Origin of the sequence: Rudaea sp. (genome assembly GCF_036560865.1) — a bacterium.
Lineage (GTDB): Bacteria > Pseudomonadota > Gammaproteobacteria > Xanthomonadales > Rhodanobacteraceae > Rudaea.
In genome coordinates this window covers 1-15,558 of record NZ_DATBQK010000028.1, presented here as the reverse complement: position 1 = coordinate 15,558, position 15,558 = coordinate 1, and the positions used below count along the sequence as shown (strand labels likewise).

The following is a 15,558-nucleotide window of genomic DNA, read 5'->3' as shown; positions in this document are numbered from 1 at the left end:
AGGTGTAGATCGTTTCCCCCGCATCCGCAGCAAGCGCTCCATCTTGCCCATGCGGCACATGGGACATCGGCGACTGATGCGGGCTGTGTGCGCTCACGAATGGGACACCTGCTCAAACCGGTTAGGCAGTGCGCGGCAATACGGTCAGCACGCGAACAATGAAGGCATGCAGCTCGTTCATGAAATCGCGAAGGAATTTCTCGGTGTCTTCGTTGGTGACGCGGCCGTCCGCATCAATGAGACCGGGCTTGAACTGGATGTAGGCCTCCGGTGAATTCATCTGCGGCGAATTGCAATAGCCCAGCAAACTGCGCAGATGTTGTTGCGCCACCGCGGTAGCGATCGGCCCCGGCGATGCGCCGATTGTGGCCGATGGCTTGCGCGCAAACGAGTTCTTGCCGTACGGGCGGCTCGCCCAGTCGATCGCGTTCTTGAGACCACCGGGAATCGAACGGTTGTATTCGGGTGTGACGAAAAGTACTGCGTCGACGTCGGCGAGCGCCTGCTTGAAGGTCTGCGCGGATGCCGGATAGTTCTTGTCGAAATCCGGGCTGTACATCGGCAGGTCCCTGAAATGGATCTCTTCGAAGGTCAGCTCGGGAGGGGCCAGGCGCATCAGCGCCGTCGCGAGCTGACGGTTGATGGAGGCTGACGAAAGACTGCCAATGAGATAACCGACCTTGTACGTTGCCATGTCATTCTCCTGATCGTATACCGCCGAATTAAGGAACTGCGGACCGCAAAATCTACTTCTACTTGCCTTGCGCCCAAGCCAACTCGTCACGGTGCCCGCTCGCGGCCCCACTCAGTGTAATCGAGGGAAACCCCAAGTGATGCATGATTTCGCGCAGCAGCAAAAGCGATGCGACGAAATTCATGTCTGCGGGCATTGGGTCTTGCGAACTCGGCCGTCCGAGCGGTATTGCGACCATCCGCTCAAAGGTTTTCTCGACCACGTCGCGCGGGAGCGTGGACGCCTCGTCGTTGAGCCCGGCAATTCGCGCGATGTTGCGCAGCACGGGATCGCTGCCGGACAGCGCCAAACCGCGCACGTCGTTCGGTACCTGCATCAGCGCGTCCTCGATCGTGTCGATGGCCTGCTCGATATCGATCGCATGCAGTGGCGTGCGCGACAGGTGCTTGCGCCCGATGATTAACCACCCGGGAGCGAGCATTACCTCATCATCGTCTCCACCGCCACCGTGTGTCAGCGCTGTACGTTCGGCACCCAGGTGAAGGACCGCGGCGTCACGCGTCATGATTGAGCCAGCGCAAAAAGTCGGAGCGCATCTCTTCACCCAACTCATGGCCTGTCGCATAAATGCGTGCGACATGGGCAACGCCGAGGCGGTTCAACCATGCGTCGGAACGCTCGGCCCAGAAGACCGGCAGCTTGGTGTCGTACTGGCCGTGCCCGATGAAAGCCCGGAGTGACGATAGTCGCGCGGGATCAGCAATGTCGGATTCGATCTCCGGCAGAATGCGTCCACACAACACGGCGAACGCAGCAACACGTTCGGGCGCTGTAAGCGCCACACTCGCACTCATGATGCCGCCTTGGCTGAAACCGGCAATCGTCGTGCGCCGCGGTTCGATGGCGTACTGCGCCTGCAGCTGTTCGATGCAGTGGATCAGCAGCTGACGACTTTGCTCGGCCTCGTGCAGATCCGGTTGCGGGCCGCTCGCCGTGAACGCCACGCGGAACCAGGCGAATTGTTCCTGACCCAGCTGCAGCGGGCCGCGCGGAAAAACGACGAGCGTGTCGGCGGCCACGTCGGCAGCCAACTCGACGAGGTTCGTCTCGTTGCCGCCGACACCGTGCAGCAATACGAGCAACGACGCAGGTTTTTGCGCCGCCGGCGCGCGCATGCGCAAGCGCAGCGCGAACTGCGGATCGGCGATCAATGGTCCGATGCCGGTCACGCGGCTTGCCCGAGCGCGAGCGTGGCGGCAACCAAGGGTGACGACGATCCGCTCACGACGCGAGGCGCGTGACGGTCGATGTCGTCCTGCTGACGCGCCGAGAACGGAATTGGCTCGCTCGGCCCACTCATCATTTCCTCCCTTAACGGCACCTTCGGCAAGCGCCGATCATTTTTCCGTCGTGGCTTCTTCCTGCACGGTCAGCACGGCTTCTGGCGTGGCTTCCAGCCTGGCTTGCGGAATGTGCTTGCCGCTCATATCCGAGATGCCATAAGTGCCCTGTTCGATTTTCTTCAGTGCCCGTTCGATATCTGCCAGACGCCGGTTGTCGACATCGTGCAGCGCCTGATTGACCTCACGCCGTGCGTTGACCTGCGCTTTCTCCTCGAATTCCGAAGCTTCGCCACCGTACTCTTGCTGAAGCTCGCGTTCTCTGCTGATCGTGCGATGCTCGCCGCCGAGCAGCTGGTCGCGCAACGCGAGCAGACGCTTGTGCTGCTGTTCGATGAATTCCCTCGTCAAGCTTGTGTTGTGGCCGGACATGGACCGTCTCCTTGCAGTGCCAATTGGGAAATGCGCTTCGATGCGGTCACGAACAGCATCTGCCGGTCAGATGATACGCCTCGCATCGCCGGCGCGCCGAACCGCGTTGGCTCAAGGGTCAGCGCGACGCTCTGCTCGAAATACAAGCGATTTCCCGGGGCCCGCCACACTGATCGACATCGCAAATATTATCAACACGCCTGGCCGTTCCATCGGACGATGCCACAACGATGTTACTGCAGAAGCAGAGCTTCGAATGCGAGTCCTTCGAGCGGGAAATGGTAGAAGTACAGCAGCATTTGAGATGCTATTCTGACAAATTGGCGGAGCGTTTTTGGCAGCATGCAAACGCTACCACGCACATTTTTGCCGGGAGCCACAAACGTGACCAGAACCACTCAGTCCCCCAGACTCGGAGTCGAAACGCCAATGTCCGTCAAAGCGACAATGGGCCACATGCGTGGTATAAGGAAATGCCTCTTCTCTCTTTTTCTGGCAGTGTGCGCGATGATTCCGACCCCTGTACCGGCGCAAGGGGTATCGACGGAGGCGAATGAAAATCGCAAGCTCGTTGTCGCGTTCTACGAACGGTTTTTCAATCAACACGACCTTGCTGCCGCTGATCGCTACATCGGCGATGTATACATCCAACACAACCCCAATGTGCCGAACGGCCGCAAGGAGTTCGTGGAAGGCTTTGCACGAGTTTTCGCGCAATTCCCGCAACGCCACAGTCAAATTGTCCGAGTGATCGCGGAAGGCGGTCTGGTGGTGCTACACGTGCACCTTACCAAGTCGCCCGAGGACCGAGGCACGGCGGTAGTGGATATTTTTCGACTGGATCATGGTCGCATCGTTGAACACTGGGATGTGCAGCAAGCCATTCCGGAGCAGACAGCAAACAGCAACACCATGTTTTGATCAAAAAGACGGTGCGCTTCAGACCTTCGCTGTCGAGTTAGCAGCGCGGTGCACTCAGGTATACATATTCAGCGGGAGCGATGCAGATGATCAGTATGCAGTCACACAAACTCAGAGTCGAAGCGTCAATGTCAGTCAAGGCGATTATCGCAGCGTCAGCTTTGTTGTTCGCCAGCATCGCGACGGCGGGTGATGCGCAACTCGCCAAATACAAGGCAGACGAGATCAAGGCCAAAGATCACCTGTCGATCTTCGACACGCTGGATTTCGATGTCTATACCCATCAGAAGTGGGAGCGATTCAAGGAGAGCCACGCGCCGGACATCCTCGTGCATTATCCCGATGGGCATACGACAAAGGGATTGGAAGCGCATATTGCAGAACTCAAACCCATGTTCGTGTTTGCGCCCGACACGCGCATCGAAACGCACCCCGTGCGCATCGGCACCGGCGAGTGGACCAGTGTCATCGGCGTCATGCAGGGCACTTTTACCCAGCCCATGCCCATCGGCGGCGGCAAGACGATCGCTCCCACGGGCAAAAAATTCAAATTCGAAATGGCTACCATCGGCCATTGGAAAAACGGGCTCATGGACGAGGAGTATTTGTTTTGGGATAACCAGGCATTCATGAAACAAGCCGGTCTCGCACCCTGACCCAGGTTTTTAGCGCGGTACTTCGAAGCGACGGCGAGAAGACTAATCGTCGTCGGTCTGTATGATCGACTCAGTATTCCTTTAAATCCAAGTCGCGCACACGGTGTTGGCGCTGCCATAGGCGGGCGGCAAGCAGTTGCGGACGGGCTTGAGCGCTTTCCTTTTCCGCCCGAGCTCCACGCTGGATAATTATACCCTCCGGCGAAAAAATGAACGACTTCGATAGCTGTCCCAACACTTATGCAATTTCGCCCACCTCGCAGATGAGCGATGGAAGCAGCTTGCTACTCCCATCCCGGAGGTTTTTTCAGGAGGGATGCCGCATCGGTCGTCTGCACGCCATGGCCCTATGCACCGCCAGCGGACACCGGGCGCGCCTCATGACGACGATTTGCCGATCGCTGCATCGATGCTCGCGGAGCCGGCGCCGTACTTGGCGAACCACAGCAGGCCGCCGGTGATCGAGAGGTTCTTCATGAAATTGATGGCCTGGCCCTGATCGGAGAAATTCATATGCGCGATCAGTGCGGAGCCCACCGTGAATGCCGCAATGACCGCAGCGACCCAGCGTGTCTTGAATCCGAACAGCAGTGCAAGGCCACCACCCAGCTCAATGAGGATGACCAGCGGGGTGACCACGCCCACCAGGGGAATGCCCAGTGAGGAAAAGTAGCCTTCGGTGCCGTTGAAGCCCGTCAATTTCTGCCAGCCCGAAATTATGAACATCTGCGCCATCAGCAGCCGTGCCGCGACACTAATCAATTTGTCCACGATGTGCTCCTTTGCCTGTCAGGTTGAGTTTGCGGGCTCCCGGCGAGCGGGATCGCCGGGGCGTGTAGGTTGCCGCCAGATTAGGTTGATGGAGTGATCTTTGCCAGGCCGCGAGCTGAGATTCGTCAGCATGTAAGGGAGCAGACGCGAACAGCGCGATCACACACATTGCCGTCAACGGGCGACCGTCCGAGCTGCGGTCCACGGCGTGCCAGAACGAATCCCCATCACCATCGGTTGAAACACGAAAGCTCTCCTTGGCTGAACGTGGCAAGTTGGCGCGTTGGCAACCGCAGTACGATGCAGTATTAGCGCCTGGAGGTTGATCGATAGTACGTCTGATGCCTTGGCGCTCGCAATGACCTCCCGTGATTTGCCACGCGATCGGGCCTCAAACCCTGGCGACGGGAAGCCGCCAGTGGCGCCTGATCGCAAGGACGCGGAGTGCGAAGCAGAACGCCGCTCCGACGAGCGCCGCCGGGCCGGGCGGCAGCTGCAGCACGTTTGCGACAACCACGATCGCCGCACCCGCCAGGGCTGCCAGGGCATACAGGTCGGTCCGCAGCACGGTGGGGATCTCGGCCAACAGAATATCGCGAGCCATGCCGCCACCGATTCCCGTCAACATGCCAAGCAAGGTGGCCATGACCGGATTCAGTCCGTAGACCAGCGCCTTTTGCGCTCCGACGACTGCAAAGAGCGCTAGTCCCGCGGCATCGAACAAAAGTACCGGATTCCATCGCTGCGTGATTCTGGCCGGAAAATAGAACGTGACGAATCCGGCTGCGAGCGAGACCCCGAGATAGTGCCAGTCGCTGATGGCTCCAGGTGGAACAGCACCAATCAAAATGTCGCGAACGATTCCCCCCGTATTCGCTGCCGCAAAGGACAGCACCAGGACACCGAACAGATCCAACTTGTGTTTCACACCCGCCATCGCACCGCTCAGCGCAAAAACAAAGGTGCCAGCAAGATCGAGCGCATACGGAAGCGAGATCATGACGCGGTCTCCTGAGACTTTTCAGCGGGCTCATCTTTCCACAACGCGAGCGGTTAATGCAGTGATGAATTGATCCACCACTGATCAACGCTCTGCCATGGTGATACCGTCCTCATCGATGAGATAGCGGTGCTCCAGAATGCAGGCGCCCGCGCGCAAGCTTGCTTGCACGCTACCCCTTTAGCCACGCCCCAGTCGCGACAACCAGTGCCTCGACACCGGTGCGCAGGGTGGGATGGATAACTGGCGCGAACTTGGGACTGTGATTGACCGGCAACTCGTTGATCCGGCCTTCCTCCTTGGCTTTGGCGTAGACAGCAGGATCAGTACCGCCCACGAACCAAAAGACCGAAGGGGCATGCCATTCGGTGCCAAAGCATCCGAAATCCTCGCTGGCCGGCGCGGGGCCGGTGTGCATGACACGATCGGCCGAGAAGTGTGCGCGAAGCGCCCCGGCGACCCGGTCACTGGCCGTCTTGTCGTTCACATTGAGCGGATAGCTGTCGAGCGGCGTGATCTCTGGTGGCCGCGGTGCGCCCGACGCCTCCGCTTCGGCATTCACGATCCGCTCTATCGCCGCGAGCACTCGCTTGCGAACCCCCGCATCGAAGGTCCGAACGTTCAGCTTGATGATGGCTTCATCCGGGATCACATTCTCCTTGGTGCCGGCCTGCAGGACGCCGACCGTGACCACGGCGGCCTCGGTGGCAGCGACTTCGCGGGAGACGATAGTTTGCAGTCGCAGGACCGTCGAGGCGGCCATGACAACCGGATCGATGCTGGCCTGCGGCATCGATCCATGTGCGCCGCGCCCGAACAGCCGAATCTGCAGACTGTCGGCCGCGGACGTGATGGGCCCCGCGCTTCCGGCAACCGTGCCCGACGGTCCGACCATGACGTGCTGACCCAACACGACATCCGGCTTGGGAAACCGTTTGAAAAGGTCGTCAGCGATCATTGCCCGCGCGCCCTGCGCAGTCTCCTCGCCGGGCTGGAAAACCGCCATCAACGTGCCACGCCACGCCGTACGTGAATCGGCAAGCAACTTTGCGGCACCCACAAGCCACGTCACATGCATATCATGGCCGCACATATGCGAGACCGGCACGGTGTTACCTTCTGAATCAGCGACCGTTACCTTGCTCGCATAGGGCAAACCCGTCGCCTCCTCCACAGGCAGCGCATCCATATCGGCGCGCAGCATGACCGTCGGCCCATCGCCGTTGCGCAGCAAGCCCACCACGCCGGTCTTGCCGATGCCGGCCGTGACTTCAAAGCCCGCCGCGCGCAGACGGTCGGCGGCCAAACCTGCCGTGCGCGTCTCCTGCATCGAGAGTTCTGGATGCGAGTGCACATCCTTGTAGAAAGCTTCCAAGTCGGGAAGCAGGCTATCGAGGTCGCGCAATACTGAATCCGGAGAATTGGTCTGAGGCGTGTTCATGAGTTCGGACCCTTCCTATGAATGTCGGCAGCCTACTTGTCACCGCAGCGCGGCATGATGCGGCATGAGAACTGAAGCTCGCACTTTTTGGTGGACGACGCCATTGCTGCGGCTCCAATCATAGCGCTTGCAAAGGAACGATTGAATTCAATCGCATCCCTTTCGCCTCGTGCAAAGACTCACAGACTCGGTGTGGCTCGGCGCAACGAATAAGCTGCAATTTGATCCACGTCAGTTCCGCGCTTTGGTTTCCGCCGGAATATCGCTGCATGGAAACGGCAACGCAAGTCACAATCCCCCATTTCGATTCATCGCTGATCGCCCGCCATGACGTTGCCGGACCGCGGTATACGTCATATCCGACCGCGCCACAGTTCAATACCACGTTCGGCGAAACCAACCTGCGCGCCTTTGCGCGCGCCTCCAATGAGGATCCTGTACCGCGCCGGCTTTCACTGTACGTGCATGTGCCGTTCTGTCTGAGTCCCTGCTTCTATTGCGGTTGCACGCGCATCATCACGCGCGATCCAGGCAAGGCAGGCGTCTATCTGGGTTATCTCCAGCGCGAAATCGAGTTGACCGCTCCGTTGTTCGACCGCGACCGTGCGCTCGTGCAGCTGCACTTTGGTGGTGGTACGCCGAATTTCCTCGGCGCCGATCAAATGGGCGAGCTGCTCGAATCGCTCGCACAGCATTTCACATTCAGTCGCGACAGCGACCGCGAATTCGGCATCGAAATCGATCCGCGCTGGTGCGGACCGGACTACGTGCAGATGCTGGCGAAACGCGGTTTCAACCGTATCTCGGTCGGTATCCAGGATTTCGATCCCGCCGTGCAGGCTGCGGTCAACCGCATGCAGAGCGTCGAGCAGACGCGCGCCGTACTCGAAGCCGCGCGCAGTTCAGGCTTCCGCTCGACCAGCGTCGATCTGATCTATGGCTTGCCCAAACAGACTGTGGCAAATTTCAGGCGCACACTCGACCAGGTCATTGCCCTGGCGCCCGACCGCATCGCCGCCTACGCCTACGCCCACCTGCCGGAGCGCTTCAAGGCGCAACGGCGTATCCATGTAGGGGACTTGCCCGATGCGGCCACGCGACTCGCCCTGCTCGGCCTCACCGTTGAAACGCTCACCGCCGCGGGCTATCGCTATATCGGCATGGATCACTTCGCGCGGCCCGGCGACGACCTGGCTCGCGCGCAGGACGCGGGCACCCTGCAGCGCAACTTCCAGGGCTACTCCACCCACGCCGACTGCGATCTGGTCGGCTTGGGCATGAGTTCGATCTCGCACGTCGGCGCGAGCTTCAGTCAGAACGCGCGCGACCTGCCCGGCTACTATGCCGCGCTCGACGCCGGTCGCTTGCCGGTTGCACGCGGCCTCGCACTGGACGACGACGATCTGATCCGCGCCGATGCGATCCAGCAGCTGATGTGTCACGGGACGCTCGACATCGCCGCGTTCGAAGCACGCCACACGCTCGATTTTGACGCGTACTTTTCCACCGAACTGCTGCGCCTGCAGGAACTGGCGAACGACGGGTTGATTGTGCTGGAACCCCAACGACTGGTGGTTACTTCGCGCGGCCGCTTCCTGTTGCGCATTATCGCGATGTGCTTCGACGCCCACCTGCCGCGCGAGCAAGCGACAACGCAAATACGCTATTCCCGCGCACTATGACGACTTCGTGCTGCGCAATCGGCAAATGACTCGATCGCTGCGCTAACGCGAGGGGCTTGCGTCCATGCGGGATCGCGACGGCAACTCGACAGCGCAGTCGCAGGCCTTGATCCTCAGTGGCGCATCAGCACCGGAATCTTGCTGTGCTCGAGTATGTGCAAGGTCGCGCCGCCCAGCATCCACTCGCTGAATCGGGAACGCCCATAGCCACCCATTACAAGAAGATTGGCTTGTGCCTTGTCCGCGGTGCGCAACAGTTTCGCCCCCGCCACGTCACCGCTTGCGTCGAACAGACGCTTGGTGAATTTGATGTCATGTCGTGTCAGGTATTGCTCGACATCGAGCGGTGGTTGCCAGGCAAGCGACGAAAATGGCAACGCTCTCTCGCCATAAAGGAGAATGACCCGTCCCGCCTTTCTCAGCAATGGCAATGCCGCGTGCACGGCACGCATGGATTCGGTGGAACCATTCCAGGCGATGGCTATCGCGTCCGGATTCGCATTCGGGTGCAACTTCTCGGGCACCACAATGCAAGGCAATCCCGAGGTGATCAAAATTTTCCCCAGCGTCTGCGCGGAACCCCATAGGCTGTTCTTTCCCGCCTCCAGAACAAGTACATCTTGCCAGTTTGAGGCATGCGCGAGCACCATTTCGACGCTTCCCTCGGCTACCTGCCAATGCGCGTGTTTGATCCCAAGCCCGTTCGCCCAGTTGCAAAACAGCGGTTCCGCTTCGACGGCCTCGCGCACCACATTCGCGGTCCAGTTGTAAAGCTCCGGATAGACGGTCGGCGCACCAGCGGGCGGGACAGGGCCGGATACGTAGATGCCCGTCAGAGACGCATCGAGCAACGCGGCGAGATCGCCCGCATACTGCATGTTGCGGGTCCAGCTGCCATATTTGTTTGCAAGGGCGAGAATGTCGCGCATTACCGTCTCCGCTACGCTTGGTTACGCACCAAAATATAACAGTTACGCGCGCAGTCGGCGTTGATCGAGGTCATACACGATCATTGCGTCGACGCGTCTCACGTCTCGTTTGAACGCACGGACCGCGCTCGGCGGAAACCGCGCAACCGACCCAGCTGGCGTTGCATGGCCAACCTCTTCCATCGTTCGATCGAATCCGGATCGAGCCGGCTGCTCGTGCTGATCGGGTAGTCGATGCGCGAGTCGATCCAGGGCTGCATCGCGCCGCGCATTTCGATTTGAGCTGGCACGGTTGTGCTGTCAATCGTATTTCCGGCAACAAGTTCTTGTGTCCGGGCGCCGGGATTGCGCAACGCGAGAATGGCGGCATAGCCGCGCGAGCGAATCGTTCGCGAGATCGCGTTCGCTTCGATGGTCTGCAGACGAGCTCCTGCGTTGAGCGGATCAAGAGCGTCCGCCACGTTGTTGGCAAGCAGCGCCAGCTTCGGTCTGGAAACGATCGCCGTGAGCGATGCGTGGCGCAATCCGAAAGCGGAGGCCTGCGCGATCAATTCCGCGGGAACGTCGCGCAACCTGCCAAGTTCGGCCGTGGTGCGGCCGCTACCCAACCGCGCTCCCCGCTCCCGCGCCATTCGCACATTGCCGGACAGGCATCCCTGGGCGAAAGTCCGCGCAATCGCGCCGGCGCACATGCGACCCTCCGTGCTGTCGTAGCGCAGGCCCAGCAGCGTCAACGCGTCGGCGACACCCATGATGCCGATGCGGACCGACGGGTTCGGACCACCTTCCCCGGCGCATTGCAGCACCACATCGTCCAGGGCGCGCACCGCAAGCCTCGCCCCTGCGTGGAGTCCATCGAAATCGAAACGGGCTTCTGGTGTAAACGGGTCGCCGACGAAAGCGGCCACATTGAGTAACGCGATCGCATCAGGATGAAAACAATCGCACGCGCCGGCGCGCGCGCCGGCGATGATTCGCTCATCGAGCAGCAGCTGCCAGCTCGACAGCGCGTCGAAAAAGCGCTCCTCCCAGATTTCCGCATCCTTGGGCTCCGCGGCAACCAGGGCGCGGGCGATGCGTAGCCATGTTGCCTCGATCGACAGCTCCAGAACGTGGTTGCCATCGCGCAAACGGAACCATGCATCCCACGCCTCTACCGCCGCCGGGTCGACGAATGGCGAATTGATTGGCTTGTCCAGCACGGCACTCCTCGACTGCTTGCGCAGTATCGAAGATGCCAGCGCACGGGATTTGAGCAGGATCAAGTCCGCACAGGTTCGCAATGGCTGTTACAAACTGTTACCGATCGTTTCCAAGCAGTCGTCGTCTTATGCAGGGCAACCGTTAGCCTGAGCTACGAATATCGTCAGCCCTTTCGATGAGGATCCGCCCATGAGCCAGGTTGTTGCACAGTCTGTTTCTTCCCAAGTCGCAAACGCCACTCATGCCGGCCACATATCGGTACACAGCACACAGGGTTTTGATCCAGAACTGATTCGCGAGCACGTCCAGATCTTCCGGCGGCGGCTCGAACCGGGCCAGTATGTATACCGCACCGGGCAGCCGTTTCATTCACTGTTCTTCGTGCGGGTCGGATCGGTAAAAATGTGCGAACTCGCCGATGACGGCCGCGAACAGGTCACGGCATTTCGTCTGCAGGGGGAAATCGTCGGCGCCGAATCGATCGGGTTGGCGACATATTCGTGCGACGTGATTGCGCTGGAGACCAGCGAAGTTTGGGAACTGCCTTACCCACCGGTCCTCACTGCGTGTCTGCGTATCCCCGATCTGCACTCCCGGTTGACGGCGGCGCTGGCCCAGGAAATCCGCCGTGGTCGTTCCTGGATGCTCGCGCTGGGCACCCTTACTGCCGAGCAACGCGTGGCGGCTTTTCTGCTCGATCTGGCCGCTCGCTACCAGGCGCTCGGATTCAGCGGCAGCCATTTCATCCTGCGCATGTGCCGCGCCGATATCGCCAGCTATCTTGCGCTGAAGCATGAAACCGTCAGCCGCGCTCTGGGCCATCTGGCGGATACGAATAGCATCGACGTGGAGCGGCGCGAGATACGCATTCTGGATCATGCGGAGTTGCGCCGTGTCTCCAGTCCGAGCACGCAAGTCCATTGAAGCTCAGAGCGCGACAATGGGTGTCAGTGATTGACGTATCGAGGCCAGAAGGTCCTCCCGCCGATACGGCTTGCGCAGTAGTGGCAGGCTTGGTGGAGTAGTCGTATCAGGTTGGGATGTCGGGTGCTCATAGCCGGAGGTGAGCAGAACGCGCAGGTTCGGCCACAGACTTTGTGCGGCATTGGCAAGCTCACCGCCGCTCATCCCGCTGCCCAGAACGACATCGCTGAACAGCAACGCCACATCGCGACGGGACTGCAATATCTGCAATGCCTGTTCACCGTTGGCCGCCTCGCAAGTCGTGTATCCGGCTGAGGTCAGGAATGCGACGGCGATGCGTCTTACATCTTCCTCGTCTTCCACGACGAGAACGATCTCCTTTCCGGCCGGAGGCGGCTTCGGCGGCAGCTGCGCACGCGGCGGCGGCGCCGACGCGGCTGCAGGCAAATACAAATCGATGCGTGTACCGTAGCCGAGCCGACTCTCGGCAACGATATGTCCACCGGACTGCTTCACGAAGCCATACACCATGCTGAGCCCCAGCCCGCTGCCACGTCCGGTCTCCTTTGTAGTGAAGAAGGGTTCGAACGCGCGAGCCAGGACATCCGGCGTCATCCCGAGCCCCGTATCGCGCACTTCGATGGCGACGTAAGTGCCGGCGGGCAACTCGGGTGATGCTTCTGCAGAGTCCACATGTCGCTCACGCGCAACGATATACAAGACCCCACCACGTGGCATCGCATCGCGCGCGTTGATTGCCAAATTCAGGATCGCGGCGTCGAGCTCGCCCGGATCGACGAAGACGTTCGCCATGCCCGGCGCGCACTGGATCTCCACTTTCACCGCTTCGCCGAGCGACCTGACCAGCATTGGGCCAAGTTCGTCGAGCAAGGTGCGCATATCGATCGCCAGCGGATTCAGACGCTGACGCCGAGCGAACACCAGCAGCTTGCGCGTCAGCTCCGCTCCGCGCCCGGTGGCGCGCAAGGCGGCGGCAAGTATGTCCTGTACCTCGGGCCGGTCCGCGAGTTCGTCTTCCAGCAGCTGCAGGTTTCCGGAAATAACCGTAAGCAGATTATTGAAATCGTGGGCGATCCCGCCAGTGAGCTGACCCACCGCCTCCAGACGCTGGGCGTGCGCAAGTTGCTCCTCCGTGCGGGTGCGCTGCGCGACGGCCGCGAAGAGATGGGCCACCGAGCGTAAAAAGTGTACTTCGTCGCGATCGAATGCATTGCGCTTGCGCGCCGCCGCGATCAATGCGCCCATCGGACCCTCGCGATCGAATAACGGCACGGCGACGAGATTGTCGTAAGCTCCTTCGGCGAGCATGCGCTTGAGATCCGCCGACTTTCCTTCCGGCAGCTCGTCGATGGATGCAATGAACGCTTCTTCAGATCGCGGCACGGCGGAAAAGCACTCGGGTGAAAGCAGAAACGCGACGATTTTCTGAAACGCCGGAACCATTCCGACCGAGGCGCGCAACTGCAACGGCCTGCCCTGCGTCTGGATCAAGGCCACGGCAATCGCGTCGACATCCAGTTCGCGGGCAATGAGGCCGGGCGCCGTATCCAGCAATGCGTGTGCGCCTTGGGATTCCAGGGCCAGACGACTGAGGTGGGCGACCGTCTTGTCGTAGCGTGCGCGAATTATCGCCTGCCGGGCGCGCTGGGTCTCCGATATGTCCCGAATCGACGCGACGTAGAAACGACCGTCCTCGCTTTCGATCGGACTGAGTCCTATCTCGGCCGGGAACTCGCTGCCGTCGAGGCGCACGCCGCTCAGTTCCTGGCCTTTGCCCATGGGCCGAACCCGTGGCTGACGTATATAGTCCGCACGATGCGCCAAATGAGCTTGACGAACACGCTCAGGAACCAGCGCATCGACCGAAAGCCGCGTGAGTCCGGCGGGTGGATAACCGAAAAGCCGCTCCGCCTGGGGATTGCTCAAAATGATGCACCCGCTCGCATCGATGACGACCATCGCATCGGGCGCGGTCTCGAACAGAGCCTTGAAAGTCGCGGTCTTCAGCGCAGGAAAGTCGGCCATGACCTCACCCGCGCTCCACGCGTGCCGAAAACAGATAGCCTGCCCCGCGCACGGCCCTGATCAGAGCCGGCTTCGCCGCATCGTCTTCCAATTTACGGCGCAGTCGTCCGACGCCGACGTCGATAGCGCGATCGTATGGCCCGGTGTCGCGCCCGTGCAAATGGCTCATCAGATCGTCTCGCGAGAGTACGCGGTCGGGGTGAGCGAGGAAAACGCGGAGCAGCTCATACTCGCCCGTAGTCAAGGGGACTTCGTCACCTTCGGGCCCGGTCAGCGTGCGTGCGCCGGTATTCAGTGTGAATCCGGCAAAGCGGAGATTCCCGGTCGAATTTGATCCAGGCGTTTCCGCTGCCGCAGTTCGACGCAGAACGCTGCGCACGCGGGCGAGCAATTCACGCAGATCAAACGGCTTAGTGACGTAGTCGTCGGCGCCAAGTTCAAGGCCGACGATACGATCGACCGACTCCGCGCGCCCGGTGAGTATGATGACGGCGACCTTCCAGGTCTCGCGCAGGTAACGAGTCAGCGCAAAGCCGTCCTCCCCTGGCAAACCCAGATCCAGCAGGACCACGTCAATCGATTCGGCTTGAAGGATCGCGCGCATCGACGTGCCTTCGCCCGCGACGCTGACATCGAAGCCCTGCACCGAAAAATAGCGCCGCAGCACATTGGCAATTTCCTGGTCGTCCTCCACGACAAGCAGACGTTGGCGCCTCGCCGCTGACTGGTTGGTCATATCCGCTGGCATCGATCGGCCTGTTCTCGATGGGTTGGGTGAGGAGGACAAAAAGTGCGTCCTGTCGAATGGACTTGATTTACATCAACGACGTCCTTGCTGCGAGGAATAGGGTATCACCGAGATTGCGGGAGTAAGCCATGAAACCCGATCGTGAACTTCAACAAGACGTGATCGATGAACTCGGATGGGAAGCGTCGGTGCCGGCCACCCGAATCGGAGTCGAGGTCAATGAGGGAATCGTGACCTTGGCCGGCCATGTCGAAAGCTATTCGCAGAAATGCGCAGCGGAACGGGCTGCGCAACGGGTTGTGGGTGTAAAAGGCGTCGTCCTGGAGATCGACGTGGCCTTGCCCGTCGCCAGCTGGCGCTCGGATGAGGACCTGGTGCGGGCCGCATGCCACGCGCTGGAATGGAATTCAGCTGTGCCCCAGGGCCGCTTGAAAATCACGGTTCAAAATGGCTGGGTAACCCTGGCCGGCGAAGTCGATTGGGCCTATCAATGCCGTACGGCGATCGACGCCATCAACCATATCGTCGGCATTACCGGCATTACGCCCAATATTTCCAGCCGATTTCAGCGGTCTGGGAATCCGGATCCGGGCAGCGTCCCCGCGCAATGCGTGCACGGATGCGAGGGCCGATGCGACTGGTGCGTTTGGTGACGGAGCGATATCGGGTCGGATAGCAACGTCACGCGCCGCGAGCGGCGAACCAGCCCAGGACGCCACGGCGCGACTCTGCAAAACGAACGGGCATCCACCGATGATCGAATTCGACTCG

The 15,558-nt window shown here is 60.5% G+C and carries 16 protein-coding genes; 5 read left to right on the top strand and 11 right to left on the bottom strand.

Annotated features, from left to right (window positions below; all coding sequences use genetic code 11):
• Positions 1-121: 121 nt before the first annotated feature.
• The 4 genes from VIE67_RS03390 to VIE67_RS03375 all read right to left on the bottom strand — a co-directional run bounded on the left by VIE67_RS03390 (position 122) and on the right by VIE67_RS03375 (position 2,466).
• A complete protein-coding gene (locus VIE67_RS03390; RefSeq protein ID WP_332023281.1) occupies positions 122-694 on the bottom strand; it encodes an NADPH-dependent FMN reductase in 573 nt (190 codons plus the stop codon).
• Between the two features lie 58 nt (positions 695-752).
• On the bottom strand, positions 753-1,259 hold the full coding sequence (locus VIE67_RS03385; protein ID WP_332023279.1) for a hypothetical protein: 507 nt from the start codon (positions 1,257-1,259) through the stop codon (positions 753-755).
• Complete coding sequence (locus tag VIE67_RS03380) at positions 1,249-1,923, bottom strand: alpha/beta hydrolase (RefSeq protein ID WP_332023277.1); 675 nt, start codon at positions 1,921-1,923, stop codon at positions 1,249-1,251. The genes VIE67_RS03385 and VIE67_RS03380 overlap by 11 nt, the downstream gene beginning before the upstream one ends.
• A 168-nt stretch (positions 1,924-2,091) precedes the next feature.
• Positions 2,092-2,466 (bottom strand): TraR/DksA family transcriptional regulator, encoded by a 375-nt coding sequence (locus VIE67_RS03375; RefSeq protein ID WP_332023275.1) that lies wholly within the window; start codon positions 2,464-2,466, stop codon positions 2,092-2,094.
• 429 nt (positions 2,467-2,895) lie between these two features.
• Between VIE67_RS03375 and VIE67_RS03370 the strand changes: the two genes are divergently transcribed.
• Both VIE67_RS03370 and VIE67_RS03365 read left to right on the top strand, forming a co-directional pair.
• The gene (locus VIE67_RS03370) at positions 2,896-3,387 is read left to right on the top strand and encodes a nuclear transport factor 2 family protein (RefSeq protein ID WP_332023273.1); all 492 of its coding nucleotides are present in this window, start codon (positions 2,896-2,898) and stop codon (positions 3,385-3,387) included.
• An 86-nt stretch (positions 3,388-3,473) separates the two neighbouring features.
• Positions 3,474-4,043 (top strand): ester cyclase, encoded by a 570-nt coding sequence (locus VIE67_RS03365; RefSeq protein WP_332023271.1) that lies wholly within the window; start codon positions 3,474-3,476, stop codon positions 4,041-4,043.
• A gap of 378 nt (positions 4,044-4,421) precedes the next feature.
• Here VIE67_RS03365 and VIE67_RS03360 read toward each other — a convergent pair whose 3' ends face one another.
• From VIE67_RS03360 to VIE67_RS03350, 3 genes are all read right to left on the bottom strand, one after another.
• Complete coding sequence (locus VIE67_RS03360) at positions 4,422-4,814, bottom strand: DoxX family protein (RefSeq protein WP_332023269.1); 393 nt, start codon at positions 4,812-4,814, stop codon at positions 4,422-4,424.
• A 391-nt stretch (positions 4,815-5,205) separates the two neighbouring features.
• Complete coding sequence (locus VIE67_RS03355; RefSeq protein ID WP_332023267.1) at positions 5,206-5,814, bottom strand: trimeric intracellular cation channel family protein; 609 nt, start codon at positions 5,812-5,814, stop codon at positions 5,206-5,208.
• A gap of 172 nt (positions 5,815-5,986) precedes the next feature.
• Entirely contained in the window at positions 5,987-7,255 is a 1,269-nt protein-coding gene (locus VIE67_RS03350) for a M20 family metallopeptidase (RefSeq protein ID WP_332023265.1), read from the bottom strand.
• Between the two features lie 269 nt (positions 7,256-7,524).
• Between VIE67_RS03350 and hemN the strand changes: the two genes are divergently transcribed.
• The gene (hemN, locus tag VIE67_RS03345) at positions 7,525-8,937 is read left to right on the top strand and encodes an oxygen-independent coproporphyrinogen III oxidase (protein ID WP_332023263.1); all 1,413 of its coding nucleotides are present in this window, start codon (positions 7,525-7,527) and stop codon (positions 8,935-8,937) included.
• Between the two features lie 113 nt (positions 8,938-9,050).
• On the opposite strand, the gene VIE67_RS03340 is transcribed toward hemN, so the two are convergent.
• Both VIE67_RS03340 and VIE67_RS03335 read right to left on the bottom strand, forming a co-directional pair.
• Positions 9,051-9,866: a universal stress protein gene (locus VIE67_RS03340; RefSeq protein WP_332023261.1), complete on the bottom strand. Its 816-nt coding sequence runs from the start codon at positions 9,864-9,866 to the stop codon at positions 9,051-9,053.
• Between the two features lie 98 nt (positions 9,867-9,964).
• Positions 9,965-11,131, bottom strand: a complete 1,167-nt coding sequence (locus VIE67_RS03335; RefSeq protein ID WP_332023260.1) for a ribonucleotide reductase barrel domain-containing protein — start codon at positions 11,129-11,131, stop codon at positions 9,965-9,967.
• Positions 11,132-11,258: 127 nt separating this feature from the next.
• Here VIE67_RS03335 and VIE67_RS03330 point away from each other — a divergent pair, with 127 nt between their 5' ends.
• Positions 11,259-11,993 carry a Crp/Fnr family transcriptional regulator gene (locus VIE67_RS03330; RefSeq protein ID WP_332023257.1) on the top strand — a complete coding sequence of 245 codons (735 nt, stop codon included), beginning with the start codon at positions 11,259-11,261 and terminating at the stop codon, positions 11,991-11,993.
• A 3-nt stretch (positions 11,994-11,996) separates the two neighbouring features.
• On the opposite strand, the gene VIE67_RS03325 is transcribed toward VIE67_RS03330, so the two are convergent.
• Both VIE67_RS03325 and VIE67_RS03320 read right to left on the bottom strand, forming a co-directional pair.
• Entirely contained in the window at positions 11,997-14,039 is a 2,043-nt protein-coding gene (locus VIE67_RS03325) for a PAS domain S-box protein (protein ID WP_332023255.1), read from the bottom strand.
• Positions 14,040-14,043: 4 nt separating this feature from the next.
• Positions 14,044-14,775 carry a response regulator gene (locus VIE67_RS03320; RefSeq protein ID WP_332023253.1) on the bottom strand — a complete coding sequence of 244 codons (732 nt, stop codon included), beginning with the start codon at positions 14,773-14,775 and terminating at the stop codon, positions 14,044-14,046.
• 140 nt (positions 14,776-14,915) lie between these two features.
• Here VIE67_RS03320 and VIE67_RS03315 point away from each other — a divergent pair, with 140 nt between their 5' ends.
• Positions 14,916-15,440, top strand: a complete 525-nt coding sequence (locus tag VIE67_RS03315) for a BON domain-containing protein (RefSeq protein WP_332023251.1) — start codon at positions 14,916-14,918, stop codon at positions 15,438-15,440.
• Positions 15,441-15,558: the final 118 nt, after the last annotated feature.

Bases quoted from the DNA above. Each gene is read 5' to 3' on its own strand.
- VIE67_RS03390 (WP_332023281.1), bottom strand. From the start codon at position 694: ATGGCAACGTACAAGGTCGGTTATCTCATTGGCAGTCTTTCGTCAGCC.
- VIE67_RS03385 (WP_332023279.1), bottom strand. From the start codon at position 1,259: ATGACGCGTGACGCCGCGGTCCTTCACCTGGGTGCCGAACGTACAGCG.
- VIE67_RS03375 (WP_332023275.1), bottom strand. From the start codon at position 2,466: ATGTCCGGCCACAACACAAGCTTGACGAGGGAATTCATCGAACAGCAG.
- VIE67_RS03370 (WP_332023273.1), top strand. From the start codon at position 2,896: ATGTCCGTCAAAGCGACAATGGGCCACATGCGTGGTATAAGGAAATGC.
- VIE67_RS03365 (WP_332023271.1), top strand. From the start codon at position 3,474: ATGATCAGTATGCAGTCACACAAACTCAGAGTCGAAGCGTCAATGTCA.
- VIE67_RS03355 (WP_332023267.1), bottom strand. From the start codon at position 5,814: ATGATCTCGCTTCCGTATGCGCTCGATCTTGCTGGCACCTTTGTTTTT.
- VIE67_RS03350 (WP_332023265.1), bottom strand. From the start codon at position 7,255: ATGAACACGCCTCAGACCAATTCTCCGGATTCAGTATTGCGCGACCTC.
- hemN (WP_332023263.1), top strand. From the start codon at position 7,525: ATGGAAACGGCAACGCAAGTCACAATCCCCCATTTCGATTCATCGCTG.
- VIE67_RS03340 (WP_332023261.1), bottom strand. From the start codon at position 9,866: ATGCGCGACATTCTCGCCCTTGCAAACAAATATGGCAGCTGGACCCGC.
- VIE67_RS03330 (WP_332023257.1), top strand. From the start codon at position 11,259: ATGAGCCAGGTTGTTGCACAGTCTGTTTCTTCCCAAGTCGCAAACGCC.
- VIE67_RS03325 (WP_332023255.1), bottom strand. From the start codon at position 14,039: ATGGCCGACTTTCCTGCGCTGAAGACCGCGACTTTCAAGGCTCTGTTC.
- VIE67_RS03320 (WP_332023253.1), bottom strand. From the start codon at position 14,775: ATGACCAACCAGTCAGCGGCGAGGCGCCAACGTCTGCTTGTCGTGGAG.
- VIE67_RS03315 (WP_332023251.1), top strand. From the start codon at position 14,916: ATGAAACCCGATCGTGAACTTCAACAAGACGTGATCGATGAACTCGGA.